The organism is Phytobacter sp. MRY16-398 (assembly GCF_003925915.1).
In the GTDB taxonomy this organism is placed as follows: Bacteria; Pseudomonadota; Gammaproteobacteria; order Enterobacterales; family Enterobacteriaceae; genus Phytobacter; species Phytobacter diazotrophicus.
On sequence record NZ_AP018756.1, the window covers coordinates 5,330,484 to 5,343,697 of the forward strand.

The following is a 13,214-nucleotide window of genomic DNA, read 5'->3' on the forward strand; positions in this document are numbered from 1 at the left end:
GAAGAAGGTAAGCTGTAGTGCGCCTGATTATCATTTTTCTGATGGCCTGGTGCCTCAGCCTGGGGGCCAATGCAGCAACGGCCCCCGATGCCAAACAAATCTCGCAAGAACTGGAGCAGGCCAAAGCGGCAAAAGCCACGCCCGATCAGGCTGAAACCGTCGAAGTGCTCCAGGGCGCGTTGAACGCGCTTGAAGAACGTAAAGGCTCGCTTGAGCGAGCCCAGCAATATCAAGATGTTATCGATAATTTCCCCAAACTTTCCCGCACGCTACGCTCGCAGCTAGATAACCTGCGCGATGAGCCAAAATCGGTGCCTGCCAATATAAGCACCGATGCGCTAAACCAGGAAATTCTGCAAGTCAGCAGTCAGTTGCTGGAAAAAACTCGCCAGGCGCAGCAAGAGCAGGAGCGCGCCCGGGAAATTAACGATTCCCTGAGCCAGCTTCCGCAGCAGCAAACGGATGCCCGCCGCCAGGTTAATGAAGTTGAACGCCGCATCGGCGCGCAAACCAGCAATACGCCGCTCGCGCAAGCGCAAAATCTGAGTGCCCAGGCAGAGTCTGCAAAGCTGAGGGCGCTGGTCGATGAACTGGAACTGGCACAGCTATCGGCAAATAACCGCCAGGAGCTGTCTCGGATGCGCTCAGAGCTGGCCCAAAAGCAGGCACAGCAACTGGATGCTTACCTGCAGGCGCTGCGTAATCAGCTCAACAGCCAGCGTCAGCGTGAAGCCGAGCAGGCGCTGGAGAGTACCGAACAACTGGCGGAAAACAGCGATAACCTACCACCCGGTATCATCGAACAGTTTAAGATCAACCGTGAGCTGTCGCAGGCGCTGAACCAGCAGGCGCAGCGCATGGATCTGGTCGCCTCACAACAGCGTCAGGCGACGAATCAGATGTTGCAGGTCCGCCAGGCACTGAACACCCTGCGCGAGCAGTCACAGTGGCTGGGCGCGTCCAATATGTTGGGTGAAGCGTTGCGCGCTCAGGTGGCCCGCCTGCCGGAAATGCCTAAGCCCCAGCAGCTTGATACAGAAATGGCGCAGCTTCGCGTGCACCGCATGCGCTATGAAGACCTGGTGAACAAGCAGCCTCAGTTGCGACAGATTCGTCAGGCTGATGGCCAGCAACTGACGGCGGAGCAGAGCCGTATACTCGATGCCCAGTTGCGCACGCAGCGTGAGTTGCTCTCGTCGCTACTACAGGGTGGCGATACCCTGATTCTGGAACTGACAAAGCTCAAAGTTTCCAATAGTCAGCTTGAGGATGCGCTGCGCGAGGTGAATGAAGCCACGCACCGCTACCTTTTCTGGACGGCGGACGTCAGTCCAATGAGCCTGAGCTGGCCGGTTGAAATCGTGCAGGATCTGCGACGCCTGATCTCGCTGGATACCTTTAGCCAACTCGGCAAAGCCAGCGCAATGATGCTAACCAGCAAAGAGACGCTGTTCCCGCTTTTTGGCGCGCTCATCCTCGTAGGTTTCAGCCTCTACTCGCGTAAACATTTCACCCGTTTCCTGGAGCGTTCCAGCGCCAAAGTCGGCAAAGTCACTCAGGACCATTTCTGGCTGACAATGCGTACGGTGTTCTGGTCGATTCTGGTCGCCCTTCCGCTTCCCGTATTGTGGGCAACGCTGGGATACGGCTTACAGGAAGCCTGGCCGTATCCGCTGGCCGTAGCGATTGGCGACGGCGTCACCGCGACCGTTCCGCTACTGTGGGTGGTGATGATTTGCGCCACTTTCGCCCGCCCTACCGGATTATTTGTCGCCCATTTCGGCTGGCCGCGTCATCGCGTGGCGCGTGGAATGCGCAACTACCTGATGAGCATTGGTTTTATCGTGCCATTGATTATGGCGCTGATCATGTTCGATAACCTCAATGACCGGGAGTTTTCCGGGTCGCTGGGCAGGCTCTGTTTTATTCTAATTTGTGGTGCGCTGGCGGTCGTCACACTCAGCCTTAAACGCGCCGGGATCCCGCTCTATGTCGATAAGACCGGTTCGGGTGATAACATGCCGAACCGCCTGTTATGGAACCTGCTGTTAAGCGCCCCGCTGATTGCGATTCTCGCTGCTGCGGTGGGCTATCTGGCCACCTCGCAGGCCCTGCTGGCGCGTCTGGAAACCTCCGTCGCCATCTGGTTCCTATTGTTAGTGGTGTATCACATTATCCGCCGCTGGATGCTGATCCAACGCCGCCGTCTGGCGTTCGATCGTGCCCGCCATCGTCGCGCTGAGATCCTCGCCCAACGCGCGAAAGGCGAAGATGAGACGCCGCACTCCACCAGTACCGAAGGATCGGTCGAGATAGATGAGAAAGAACTCGATCTGGATGCCATCAGCGTGCAATCGCTGCGCCTGGTGCGCTCGATCCTGATGCTTATCGCGCTGCTCTCCGTCATTGTGCTGTGGTCAGAAATCCACTCAGCTTTTGGCTTCCTGGAGAACATTTCCCTGTGGGATGTCACCTCCACGGTGCAGGGGGTGGAAAGCCTTGAGCCCATCACTCTCGGCGCGGTGTTGATTGCCATTCTGGTGTTTATCATCACCACGCAACTGGTGCGTAACTTTCCGGCGCTGCTTGAGCTTGCCCTGTTGCAGCATCTGGATCTCACCCCCGGCACCGGTTATGCCATCACCACCATCACCAAATATCTGTTAATGCTGTTTGGCGGGCTGGTTGGATTCTCAATGATCGGGATCGAATGGGCGAAATTGCAGTGGCTGGTTGCCGCGCTTGGCGTCGGTCTGGGCTTTGGCCTGCAGGAGATCTTCGCTAACTTTATTTCCGGCCTGATCATTCTGTTTGAAAAGCCGATCCGCATCGGTGATACCGTGACGATCCGCGATCTGACCGGTAGCGTCACGAAGATCAATACCCGCGCCACGACGATCAGCGACTGGGATCGCAAAGAGATCATCGTGCCCAATAAGGCCTTTATTACCGAGCAGTTTATCAACTGGTCACTGTCGGATTCGGTGACGCGTGTGGTGCTGACGGTTCCGGCACCCGCCGATGCCAACAGCGAAGAGGTAACACAGATCCTTTATACCGCCGCAGAACGTTGTACGTTTGTGATTGATAACCCTGCCCCGGAAGTGTTTCTGGTGGACCTCCAGCAAGGGATCCAGCTATTTGAACTGCGTATCTACGCCGCCGAGATGGGGCACCGTATGCCGCTGCGCCACGAGATTCATCAGTTGATTCTGGCGGGCTTCCGCGAACATGGCATCGATCTGCCGTTCCCACCGTTCCAGATGCGGCTTGAAAGTCTGGACGGCAAGCGCACGGCGCGCACGCTGACATCGGCAGGGAAAGGGAATCGTCCGGCGGGAAGTGTGTAATCTTTCCCCGATGCGCTTATCGGGGCTACTCTGACAGCCTCTCCCACCGGGAGAGGCTTCGATGCTCAACGCCATCAGACCGTTGCCCGGATAAGGCGTAGCCGCATCCGGGATGGTGAAGCCGAAAAATCAGGAGCGATCGACGGTAAACGCCATTACCTCGGCGAGGCTTTCCGCCCCCAGCGCCAGCATCACCAGGCGATCAACGCCCAGCGCCACACCGGAGCAATCCGGCATACCGGCCTTCAGCGCCTCCAGCAGATTTGTATCCACCGGTTGCTGCGGCAGACCACGTGCGGCACGCTTGCGATTATCCTGCTCAAAACGCTGCTGCTGTTCTCGGGCATCGGTCAGTTCATGAAAACCATTCGCCAGTTCAATACCTTTGAAGTAGACCTCAAAGCGTTCCGCCACGCGGTGATCTTCGGTGCTGATTTGCGCCAGCGCGGCCTGACTTGCCGGGAAGTGGTAGACAAACGCCGGACGGTCTTTGCCGATATGCGGCTCAACGCCCATGGTGAACAGCAGTTGCAGCAAGGTATCGCGGTCTTCTTCAGTGTCTGCGATATTGCTTAAATCAAGCTTCGCCGCCACTTCACGCAGTTGAGCTTTATCCGCAGAAAGCGGATCGATTTCCAGGTAGCGCTGGAAAGCCTGCTGATAAGAGAGTGATTCCGCTGCCGGGCACTCCAGCACCTGTTGCAGAAGGTCATCCACTTCATTCATCAAACGATACATATCGTAGTGCGGACGGTACCACTCCAGCATGGTGAACTCAGGATTATGATGACGCCCCATTTCCTCATTACGGAAGCTACGGCACAGTTGGAAAACCGGGCCACATCCTGCCGCCAGAAGACGCTTCATGTGGTATTCCGGGCTGGTCATCAGATAAAGATTCATCCCTTGCGAATGGCCGGGACCAACGAAACGGGTCTCAAACGGGAACAGATGAATATCGGTTACCGTGGCCTGGCTCATACAAGGCGTTTCCACCTCTAACACGCCGCGATCGGCGAAGAAACGCCTAATTTCCGCCATAATTGCTGCGCGTTTTAATAAGTTAGGGATGGATGCGCTCGGCTGCCAGGTTGCCGTCTCGCTCATGGTACGTTCTCCGAATTCAAACAAGGGCACGAAGTCTACCCGTATCAGCTCAGAGAGACAAATTTTGAGCGGAATAAGGTTCAGCGACGAGAGGTAAAAACACTAAAGGTTGGGGGTTTTGTAATTAAATTAATCAAAATCAATGATGTTTTAGGCTATTCATACGTTAAAAAAATCGAACAGGTCAAATTTCCCTCACCATCCTAAGATTATAATGCATACCAATAAAGGAGCAGTGGAATCGTATTCGAGGCCCTGGCTGGTCAGATCAGAAAGGGTTGCGAAATAACAATAATCAGGAGGAATGTCGTGCAAACTTTTCAAGCCGATCTTGCTGTAATTGGCGCGGGTGGCGCGGGTTTACGTGCCGCCATAGCAGCCGCCCAGGCAAATCCAAATGCTAAAATCGCCCTTATTTCAAAAGTTTATCCCATGCGCAGCCACACCGTGGCCGCAGAAGGCGGTTCCGCAGCCGTTGCACAGGATCATGATAGCTTCGAGTACCATTTTCACGACACTGTAGCCGGTGGCGACTGGCTGTGCGAGCAGGATGTCGTTGACTACTTTGTCCGTCATTGCCCCACCGAAATGACGCAGCTTGAACTCTGGGGCTGCCCGTGGAGCCGCCGCCCCGATGGTTCTGTCAACGTTCGCCGCTTTGGCGGCATGAAGATCGAACGCACCTGGTTTGCCGCAGATAAAACCGGCTTCCATATGCTACACACCCTCTTCCAGGCATCACTTCAGTTCCCGCAAATTCAGCGTTTCGACGAGCACTTCGTGCTGGATATTCTGGTCGACGATGGCCAGGTGCGCGGGTTAGTCGCGATGAACATGATGGAAGGCACGCTGGTGCAGATTCGTGCCAACGCGGTCGTTATGGCGACAGGCGGTGCGGGTCGCGTTTACCGTTACAACACCAATGGCGGTATCGTCACCGGCGACGGAATGGGCATGGCGCTTGCTCATGGCGTACCGCTGCGTGATATGGAGTTTGTCCAGTATCACCCCACCGGGCTGCCGGGTTCCGGTATTTTGATGACGGAAGGCTGCCGTGGCGAAGGCGGTATCCTGGTCAACAAAAACGGCTACCGTTATCTGCAGGATTACGGCATGGGGCCAGAAACCCCGCTGGGCGAACCGAAGAACAAATATATGGAGCTGGGGCCGCGCGATAAAGTGTCGCAGGCGTTCTGGCATGAATGGCGTAAAGGCAACACCATTTCGACCCCGCGCGGCGATGTCGTCCATCTCGACTTGCGCCATCTGGGTGAGAAAAAACTGCTGGAGCGTCTGCCGTTTATTTGCGAACTGGCAAAAGCCTACGTTGGCGTGGATCCAGTAAAAGAACCGATTCCTGTACGTCCCACCGCGCACTACACCATGGGCGGTATCGAAACCGATCAGCAGTGCGAGACCCGTATCAAAGGGCTGTTTGCTGTGGGTGAGTGTTCATCTGTTGGTCTGCATGGCGCAAACCGTCTTGGCTCAAACTCGCTGGCAGAGCTGGTGGTGTTTGGTCGTCTGGCAGGTGAACAAGCAATGGCGCGCGCCGCCTCTGCGACAGCAGCCAGCGACGCTGCGCTGAACGCGCAGGCCGCCGACGTTGAGCAACGCCTGAAAAATCTGGTTAATCAGGAAGGCACGGAAAACTGGGCGAAAATTCGCGACGAAATGGGTGAGTCAATGGAAGAAGGCTGCGGTATCTACCGTACGCCAGAGCTGATGCAAAAAACCGTTGATAAACTGGCGGAGCTGCAAGAGCGTTTCAAACGCGTGCGCATCACCGATACTTCCAGCGTGTTCAATACCGACATCCTTTATACCATCGAACTGGGGCACGGCCTGAACGTCGCCGAATGTATGGCTCATTCCGCGCTGGCACGTAAAGAGTCGCGCGGGGCGCATCAACGTCTGGATGAGGGCTGCACGGAGCGCGATGACGTCAACTTCCTCAAGCACACCCTGGCGTACCGGGACGCAGACGGTACTACCCGTCTCGATTACAGCGACGTGAAGATAACGACGCTGCCGCCTGCGAAACGTGTTTACGGTGGCGAAGCGGAAGCCGCTGAGAAGAAGGAGTCGACCCATGGCTGAGATGCAAACCCTGAAAGTTGAGGTGGTGCGATATAACCCGGAAGTGGATACCGCTCCGCACAGCGCCTTTTATGATGTGCCTTACGATGAGCAAACGTCGCTGCTGGACGCGCTGGGTTATATAAAGGATAACCTGGCGCCGGACCTCAGTTATCGCTGGTCCTGCCGTATGGCGATTTGCGGCTCCTGCGGCATGATGGTCAACAAAGTGCCGAAGCTGGCCTGTAAAACGTTTTTACGTGACTACACGAAAGGGCTAAAAATCGAGGCGCTGGCCAACTTCCCTATCGAGCGCGATTTAGTGGTCGACATGACTCACTTTATCGAAAGCCTGGAGGCCATTAAGCCGTACATCATTGGCAATTCGCGGACACCGGATCAGGGGCCGAACAAGCAAACCCCGGCGCAGATGGCGAAATACCATCAGTTCTCCGGCTGTATCAACTGTGGCCTGTGCTATGCGGCATGTCCGCAGTTTGGCCTCAATCCGGAGTTTATTGGCCCGGCGGCCATCACGCTGGCGCACCGCTACAATCTGGATAACCGCGACCACGGGAAACAGCAGCGTATGCCGCAGTTGAACAGTCCAAATGGCGTCTGGAGCTGTACCTTTGTGGGCTACTGCTCGGAAGTGTGCCCGAAACATGTCGACCCGGCGGCCGCTATCCAGCAGGGCAAAGTGGAAAGCTCGAAAGACTTTCTTATCGCCACTCTGAAACCACGCTAAGGAGCGCATCATGACGACTAAACGCAAACCCTATGTCCGGCCAATGCCGTCGACCTGGTGGAAATCGCTGCCGTTTTATCGCTTCTATATGCTGCGTGAAGGAACAGCGTTACCGGCGGTATGGTTCAGCATCATTTTGATCTGCGGACTTTTTTCATTAAAACATGGCCCGGAATCCTGGGAAGGATTTGTTACCTTCCTGCGAAACCCAATAGTGGTGATCCTGAACCTGATTGCCCTGGCGGCAGCGTTGCTGCACACCAAAACCTGGTTTGAACTGGCGCCAAAAGCGTCGAATATCATCATCAAAAGCGAAAAGCTTAAACCCGAGCCGGTTATCAGAGGGCTGTGGGTCGTGACCGTGCTGGCGACGGTGGTCATTCTTTTCGTTGCACTGTTCTGGTAAGGAGGCCAAAGGTGATCAATCCAAACCCAAAACGTTCCGATGAACCCGTCTTCTGGGGGCTGTTCGGCGCAGGCGGCATGTGGAGTGCGATTATCGCGCCGGTGATGATTCTGCTGGTTGGCGTGCTGCTACCGCTGGGTCTCTACCCCGGTGAAGCGCTCGGCTACGAACGTGTACTGGCATTCGCCCAAAGCTTTATCGGCCGTGCGTTTTTATTCCTGATGATTGTTCTGCCGCTATGGTGCGGGCTGCACCGTCTGCACCATGCCATGCATGATATTAAAGTCCATATCCCCAGCGGGAAATGGGTCTTCTATGGCCTCGCCGCTATTCTGACAGTGGTCACCCTGATCGGGGTCATCTTCCTTTAATTCACCTCGCTCTCCCGCTCTGGCGGGAGAGCATTTTTCCCGCCAGCTTCTACACTTAAGTAAAAAACTGGAAGGAAAAAATCATGCGTTTGTTGCCGATTATCGCAACGGCTGCTGCTGCATTTTTGGTTGTAGCCTGTAGCTCTCCTACTCCCCCTTCTGGCGTCACCGTGGTGGATAACTTCGATGCGCAACGTTACCTTGGCCGCTGGTATGAAATTGCCCGCTTTGACCACCGCTTCGAGCGTGGCCTGGAAAAGGTGACCGCGACCTACAGCACAATGGATGACGGCGGCATTCAGGTCATCAATAAAGGCTACAATCCGGAACGCGGCATGTGGCAACAATCGGTCGGGAAGGCGTACTTTACCGGTGATACGCGTAAGGCCGCACTTAAGGTCTCGTTCTTCGGTCCTTTCTATGGCGGCTATAACGTCATTGCGCTGGACAAAGATTACCGATATGCGCTGGTATGCGGGCCGGATCGGGACTATCTGTGGATTTTGTCACGCACACCGACGCTTCCGGATGCGGTGAAAAAACAGCTCGTTGATATCGCAGCCCGCGAAGGTTTTGCGGTTGAAAAACTTCTGTGGATAAATCAGACCCTTTAAGGCGTACTGAGCTTAAGGCCGATAATCCCCACGACAATCAGTGCCAGGCTTAGCAGGCGCGCGGGATTGGCCGATTCACCGAATAACACAATCCCCGTGATAGCAGCCCCCACAGCGCCAATGCCTGTCCAGACGGCATACGCCGTTCCTGTGGGCAGGCTTTTCATCGCCCATGACAACATCACGATGCTAACGATCATCGCCGTTACGGTAATCACGCTGGGTACAAGGCGGGTAAAACCGTGCGTGTATTTCAGGCCAATAGCCCAAACGACTTCAAGAAGACCAGCGATAAAAAGAATTATCCATGACATAGGTGGCTCCAGTGCGGGGCCGTCCCCATTGAGTGTTGCGCAATCGGGTCGTCCCGACAGGCTGGTTGAGAGAGATAAATTTTGACCTGGTTACAAACGGAATGCAATTTTTGCGGAATTGCGCAGATTTAAGTGACTTAAAGCAAGAAATAGCTACAGATAGCAACGCAGTTCGCGCATTTATTCCCCATAAGTACCCCCTATGATGAAGTGCTGCCAGCAACGGGAAGCCGTGCGTCAATATTCTTACTGCGAAGAAAAATATGTTCAAAATTCTCTTGATTGACCGTTGTTACTTCACCCGTACGGGGCTGGAAAGCTGGCTCAATCAGACTGATTTTTTCCCGGCTTCATTCCTTGTGACTTCGCTGAATAACCTGATGCTGGCAAAAGAGCATATTGTGCAATGGCAGCCGGACTTGATCATTGCCGATCTTTACGGCTTTAAGAATGATCTCCACCATATTCAGCAACTTTCCTCACTGTTCACCGCCTGCGGTAAAGATAACCATCTTATCCTTTTGCAGTCAGGGGAAGATGCCCAACTCATGGCGTATTGCGCCCAGTATCAGGTACAGGCAACGCTGCAAAAAAGTGAGCCGATGGAAACGCTGGCTAAAGTCATTGATCATGCCGTTCTGTCCCGCCCCGTGCGAACCGGGCCACAGATAGCCACCCCGTTGCTCACACGCCAGGAAGAAAAAGTACTGTCATTGTGGATGGAAGGCCGCAGCAATCAATCTATTGCGTCCAAAATGAGCATCAACGGTAAGACGGTGTATACCTACAAGCGCAATATTCGGATGAAGCTGGGGATGGGTAACCGTTTTACACCGTTCCTTTCGCTCCCCGAAGCACCAGACACCGTGCAAGACAACCTGAATTAACGGTACGGCACTGGCCGTACCGCGTACTGGCAGGAATTACTGCTGCGCTTTTGTCGCTGCGCCAGAAATAGCGCTACCACCCTCAGAGATATCCTGACCGACACCACGCGTGGTGTTACAAGCAGTCAGCGCTGAGGAAAGAACCAGTACAGTAAAGATCGCAGCAAATGTCTTCTTAACCATAATATCTTCCTTATGTAGCCAATATTGTTTGTGCATAGCCACTTAAGAATAGACAAGATTGCGCAACCTGGCGGAATATCGGCGATTTTTAGGACGACAGGAAGAAATTAGCTGGCAGCGTGCGAGATAGAGTTGCCGAGATGTTTGATGTCTTCACCAAAGCCACGCGCGGTATTACAGCCCGCCAGCAAAGTAGTGGTGAGAAGAAAGAGTGCTACAAGACTGAGAAGACGTTTCATCATTCCTGCCCTGGAAAAGCAAAGGTGCAATAAGGTGAGCGCACCAACATTTCACAATAGACAAATCATTCAGGCTGCATTGTGGCGACAAGCAAGAAATCCCAGCAAACTATTTAACGGGTTAACTGGGGTTTCTCTAAGCACAGCCAACAAAGAGGCAGCCTAAAAGATAAAGTGAATTACTTCACGCGGGATACATATTCGCCGGAACGCGTATCCACTTTAATCACTTCACCGATCTGTACGAACAGCGGAACTTTAACCACTGCGCCAGTGCTCAGCGTAGCCGGCTTACCACCGGTACCCGCGGTATCACCTTTCAGACCTGGATCGGTTTCAATGATTTCCAGTTCAACAAAGTTCGGCGGAGTCACAGCGATCGGACGGCCATCCCACAGCGTCACGATGCACTCAGCCTGATCCAGCAGCCATTTCGCGCTGTCACCAACGGTTTTCGCATCGGCAGCCAACTGCTCGAAGGTTTCGTTGTTCATGAAATGGTAGAACTCACCGTCGTTGTAGAGGTAAGTCAGGTTCATATCGATAACATCTGCGCCTTCGGCAGAGTCAGTAGATTTGAAGGTTTTTTCTACACGGGTGCCAGTCAGCAGGCGGCGCAGTTTAACGCGTGCAAATGCCTGACCTTTGCCTGGTTTAACGAATTCGCTGGCTTCAACTGCATAAGGTTCGCCGTCGAGCATGATTTTAAGACCGGCACGAAAATCGTTGCTATAGTAAGTCGCCATAAAGGCCCTCTAAAAATGTTAACTGGTAGCTAAGCCACAAAATGGCGCATATTGTAACCCTAAATACCCCATCCAGAGAAGATTGGTTAGTGCAACTTGCCGATGTAATAACCGATCCAGATGAACTCTTGCGTGTTTTAAATATAGACACTGACGAAAATTTAACCGCCGGACGCGAAGCGAAACGCCTGTTCCCGCTGCGCGTGCCCCGGGCTTTTGCCGCGAGAATGAAAAAAGGCGACCCCAACGATCCGCTTTTACGTCAGGTCCTGACGGCGAGAGAAGAGTTTGTTGCCGCCCCAGGATACAGCACCGATCCGCTGGAAGAGCAGGAAAGTGTGGTGCCTGGCTTGCTGCATAAGTACCGTAACCGTGCACTGCTGCTGGTTAAAGGTGGCTGTGCGGTAAACTGCCGCTACTGCTTCCGCCGCCACTTCCCGTATGCGGAAAATCAAGGCAATAAACGCAACTGGCAGGTTGCGCTGGATTATATTGCCCGGCAACCGGAACTTGATGAGATCATTTTCTCCGGTGGCGATCCGCTGATGGCGAAAGATCATGAACTGGACTGGCTGATCGCGCAGCTTGAAGCCATTCCACATATCAAGCGCTTGCGTATTCACAGCCGGCTGCCGATTGTCATTCCTGCGCGGATCACTGACACATTCGTCTCCCGCCTTGCAGGTTCTTCCCTGCAGATTCTTCTGGTGAACCATATCAATCATGCCCAGGAAATCGATGACGAGTTTCGCGCGTCCATGGACAAACTGCGTCGGGCGGGTGTAACACTGCTTAATCAGAGCGTGTTGTTGCGCGGCGTTAATGATAATGCCCGCACGCTTGCAGACCTCAGTAACGCGTTGTTTGATGCTGGCGTGATGCCCTACTACCTGCATGTGCTGGATAAAGTTCAGGGCGCGGCCCATTTCATGGTTAGCGATGATGAAGCGCGGGAAATTATGCGGGAGCTGTTGACGCTGATCTCAGGCTATATGGTGCCGAAACTGGCCCGGGAAATTGGCGGTGAGCCCAGCAAAACGCCACTGGATTTGCAGTTACGGCAACAATAGAAACTAACCGTTCAAACAGAAAAGCGGTGCAGGAATGCATCGCTTTTCTGTATCTAGGGGTCTGAGGGCCAATGGAACGAAAACGTACGCTAAGGAAATAACCAATTGTTATAATTGATATTATTCATTCTTCTCTATGAACTGAAAGCCCGCACTAAGCAATGTTTTAGCCTCAAATGACTTTTTTACCTACCCAACTAACGTAACGATCGCACATCAGGTCGTTTTTCAACCGCATAGTGACACCTGCACTCACATGCGAGAAAACACATATGATTTTGACTTCTTGTTTTGGTGGAGAGACAATACCCATTCATAGCAGGAGTACATAATGCCAGAAATTGCATCCCTACAACTTTTCAAAATACTATCTGATGAAACCCGCCTGGGTATCGTGCTACTGCTCAGGGAGATGGGGGAGCTGTGCGTATGCGATCTCTGCACAGCGCTGGAACAATCACAACCCAAGACCTCCCGCCATCTGGCGATGCTTCGGGAAAGTGGCCTGTTGCTGGATCGCAAGCAGGGGAAATGGGTTCATTATCGCTTATCCCCGCATATTCCTTCCTGGGCTGCCCTGGTGATTGAGCAGGCCTGGTTAAGTCAACAGGACGACGTACAGGCCATCGCCCGTAAGCTGGCATCGGCCAACTGCTCTGGCAGCGGTAAGGCTGTTTGTATCTAAAAATTTTGCCTGTACATATATGTTTTTACGAATATGAGGTGTTAAAGATGAAAATGTTAACGGTGTTTGATCCGGCGATGTGCTGCAGTACCGGCGTTTGTGGTTCAGATGTCGATCAGGTTTTGGTCAATTTTTCTGCTGATGTGCAATGGCTGAAAGGGCGTGGGGTTCAGATCGAACGTTATAACCTGGCGCAGCAGCCTATGAGCTTCGTTGAGAACGAAAAAGCGAAAGCATTCCTTGAGGCTTCTGGAGCTGAAGGGCTTCCGCTGCTGTTGCTTGATGGTGAAACGGTGATGGCCGGGCGATACCCAAAACGCGCTGAACTGGCTCGCTGGTTTGGTATACCGCTGGAAAAGGTGGGTTTAGCTTCCACCAGTTGCTGTGGTGGTAAAACTTCCTGTTGTTGAGTATG

Annotated in this window: 15 protein-coding genes; 10 read left to right on the top strand and 5 right to left on the bottom strand. The window is 53.6% G+C overall.

Annotated features, from left to right (window positions below; genetic code table 11):
• The first annotated feature begins 17 nt into the window (after positions 1 to 17).
• Positions 18 to 3,350 carry a miniconductance mechanosensitive channel MscM gene (mscM, locus tag MRY16398_RS26025; protein ID WP_039077831.1) on the top strand — a complete coding sequence of 1,111 codons (3,333 nt, stop codon included), beginning with the start codon at positions 18 to 20 and terminating at the stop codon, positions 3,348 to 3,350.
• A 129-nt stretch (positions 3,351 to 3,479) separates the two neighbouring features.
• Here mscM and epmA read toward each other — a convergent pair whose 3' ends face one another.
• Entirely contained in the window at positions 3,480 to 4,457 is a 978-nt protein-coding gene (epmA, locus tag MRY16398_RS26030) for an elongation factor P--(R)-beta-lysine ligase (RefSeq protein ID WP_108702176.1), read from the bottom strand.
• A 309-nt stretch (positions 4,458 to 4,766) separates the two neighbouring features.
• On the opposite strand from epmA, the gene frdA reads away from it, so the two are divergent.
• From frdA to MRY16398_RS26055, 5 genes are all read left to right on the top strand, one after another.
• Positions 4,767 to 6,557, top strand: coding sequence for a fumarate reductase (quinol) flavoprotein subunit (gene frdA / locus MRY16398_RS26035; protein WP_039077833.1), 1,791 nt, complete (start codon positions 4,767 to 4,769; stop codon positions 6,555 to 6,557).
• On the top strand, positions 6,550 to 7,284 hold the full coding sequence (locus MRY16398_RS26040) for a succinate dehydrogenase/fumarate reductase iron-sulfur subunit (RefSeq protein ID WP_039077834.1): 735 nt from the start codon (positions 6,550 to 6,552) through the stop codon (positions 7,282 to 7,284). The genes frdA and MRY16398_RS26040 overlap by 8 nt, the downstream gene beginning before the upstream one ends.
• A gap of 10 nt (positions 7,285 to 7,294) precedes the next feature.
• Complete coding sequence (gene frdC / locus MRY16398_RS26045) at positions 7,295 to 7,690, top strand: fumarate reductase subunit FrdC (protein ID WP_039077835.1); 396 nt, start codon at positions 7,295 to 7,297, stop codon at positions 7,688 to 7,690.
• An 11-nt stretch (positions 7,691 to 7,701) separates the two neighbouring features.
• Positions 7,702 to 8,061: a fumarate reductase subunit FrdD gene (frdD, locus tag MRY16398_RS26050; protein ID WP_039077836.1), complete on the top strand. Its 360-nt coding sequence runs from the start codon at positions 7,702 to 7,704 to the stop codon at positions 8,059 to 8,061.
• 83 nt (positions 8,062 to 8,144) lie between these two features.
• Positions 8,145 to 8,675 (top strand): lipocalin family protein, encoded by a 531-nt coding sequence (locus MRY16398_RS26055; protein ID WP_039077837.1) that lies wholly within the window; start codon positions 8,145 to 8,147, stop codon positions 8,673 to 8,675.
• Here MRY16398_RS26055 and sugE read toward each other — a convergent pair.
• Positions 8,672 to 8,989: a quaternary ammonium compound efflux SMR transporter SugE gene (gene sugE / locus MRY16398_RS26060; RefSeq protein ID WP_125125477.1), complete on the bottom strand. Its 318-nt coding sequence runs from the start codon at positions 8,987 to 8,989 to the stop codon at positions 8,672 to 8,674. The genes MRY16398_RS26055 and sugE overlap by 4 nt on opposite strands.
• A gap of 263 nt (positions 8,990 to 9,252) precedes the next feature.
• On the opposite strand from sugE, the gene MRY16398_RS26065 reads away from it, so the two are divergent.
• A complete protein-coding gene (locus MRY16398_RS26065) occupies positions 9,253 to 9,876 on the top strand; it encodes a LuxR C-terminal-related transcriptional regulator (RefSeq protein ID WP_039077839.1) in 624 nt (207 codons plus the stop codon).
• A gap of 36 nt (positions 9,877 to 9,912) precedes the next feature.
• Here the strand turns inward: MRY16398_RS26065 and ecnB are convergent, their stop codons facing one another.
• The 3 genes from ecnB to efp all read right to left on the bottom strand — a co-directional run bounded on the left by ecnB (position 9,913) and on the right by efp (position 11,044).
• Complete coding sequence (gene ecnB / locus MRY16398_RS26070; RefSeq protein WP_039077840.1) at positions 9,913 to 10,059, bottom strand: lipoprotein toxin entericidin B; 147 nt, start codon at positions 10,057 to 10,059, stop codon at positions 9,913 to 9,915.
• 107 nt (positions 10,060 to 10,166) lie between these two features.
• A complete protein-coding gene (ecnA, locus tag MRY16398_RS26075; RefSeq protein ID WP_039077841.1) occupies positions 10,167 to 10,301 on the bottom strand; it encodes a lipoprotein antitoxin entericidin A in 135 nt (44 codons plus the stop codon).
• A gap of 176 nt (positions 10,302 to 10,477) precedes the next feature.
• The gene (gene efp / locus MRY16398_RS26080) at positions 10,478 to 11,044 is read right to left on the bottom strand and encodes an elongation factor P (RefSeq protein ID WP_039077842.1); all 567 of its coding nucleotides are present in this window, start codon (positions 11,042 to 11,044) and stop codon (positions 10,478 to 10,480) included.
• 41 nt (positions 11,045 to 11,085) lie between these two features.
• Between efp and epmB the strand changes: the two genes are divergently transcribed.
• The 3 genes from epmB (at position 11,086) to arsD (ending at position 13,209) form a co-directional block, all read left to right on the top strand.
• Positions 11,086 to 12,114, top strand: a complete 1,029-nt coding sequence (epmB, locus tag MRY16398_RS26085; protein WP_125125478.1) for an EF-P beta-lysylation protein EpmB — start codon at positions 11,086 to 11,088, stop codon at positions 12,112 to 12,114.
• Between the two features lie 331 nt (positions 12,115 to 12,445).
• Entirely contained in the window at positions 12,446 to 12,799 is a 354-nt protein-coding gene (gene arsR / locus MRY16398_RS26090; RefSeq protein WP_001114073.1) for an As(III)-sensing metalloregulatory transcriptional repressor ArsR, read from the top strand.
• A gap of 47 nt (positions 12,800 to 12,846) precedes the next feature.
• Positions 12,847 to 13,209: an arsenite efflux transporter metallochaperone ArsD gene (gene arsD / locus MRY16398_RS26095; RefSeq protein ID WP_000783215.1), complete on the top strand. Its 363-nt coding sequence runs from the start codon at positions 12,847 to 12,849 to the stop codon at positions 13,207 to 13,209.
• The last annotated feature ends 5 nt before the right edge of the window (positions 13,210 to 13,214 follow it).

Excerpts from the sequence above, each read along its gene's own strand:
- epmA (WP_108702176.1), bottom strand. The coding sequence starts at position 4,457 with ATGAGCGAGACGGCAACCTGGCAGCCGAGCGCATCCATCCCTAACTTA.
- MRY16398_RS26040 (WP_039077834.1), top strand. The coding sequence starts at position 6,550 with ATGGCTGAGATGCAAACCCTGAAAGTTGAGGTGGTGCGATATAACCCG.
- frdC (WP_039077835.1), top strand. The coding sequence starts at position 7,295 with ATGACGACTAAACGCAAACCCTATGTCCGGCCAATGCCGTCGACCTGG.
- MRY16398_RS26055 (WP_039077837.1), top strand. The coding sequence starts at position 8,145 with ATGCGTTTGTTGCCGATTATCGCAACGGCTGCTGCTGCATTTTTGGTT.
- sugE (WP_125125477.1), bottom strand. The coding sequence starts at position 8,989 with ATGTCATGGATAATTCTTTTTATCGCTGGTCTTCTTGAAGTCGTTTGG.
- MRY16398_RS26065 (WP_039077839.1), top strand. The coding sequence starts at position 9,253 with ATGTTCAAAATTCTCTTGATTGACCGTTGTTACTTCACCCGTACGGGG.
- ecnB (WP_039077840.1), bottom strand. The coding sequence starts at position 10,059 with ATGGTTAAGAAGACATTTGCTGCGATCTTTACTGTACTGGTTCTTTCC.
- ecnA (WP_039077841.1), bottom strand. The coding sequence starts at position 10,301 with ATGATGAAACGTCTTCTCAGTCTTGTAGCACTCTTTCTTCTCACCACT.
- efp (WP_039077842.1), bottom strand. The coding sequence starts at position 11,044 with ATGGCGACTTACTATAGCAACGATTTTCGTGCCGGTCTTAAAATCATG.
- epmB (WP_125125478.1), top strand. The coding sequence starts at position 11,086 with ATGGCGCATATTGTAACCCTAAATACCCCATCCAGAGAAGATTGGTTA.
- arsR (WP_001114073.1), top strand. The coding sequence starts at position 12,446 with ATGCCAGAAATTGCATCCCTACAACTTTTCAAAATACTATCTGATGAA.
- arsD (WP_000783215.1), top strand. The coding sequence starts at position 12,847 with ATGAAAATGTTAACGGTGTTTGATCCGGCGATGTGCTGCAGTACCGGC.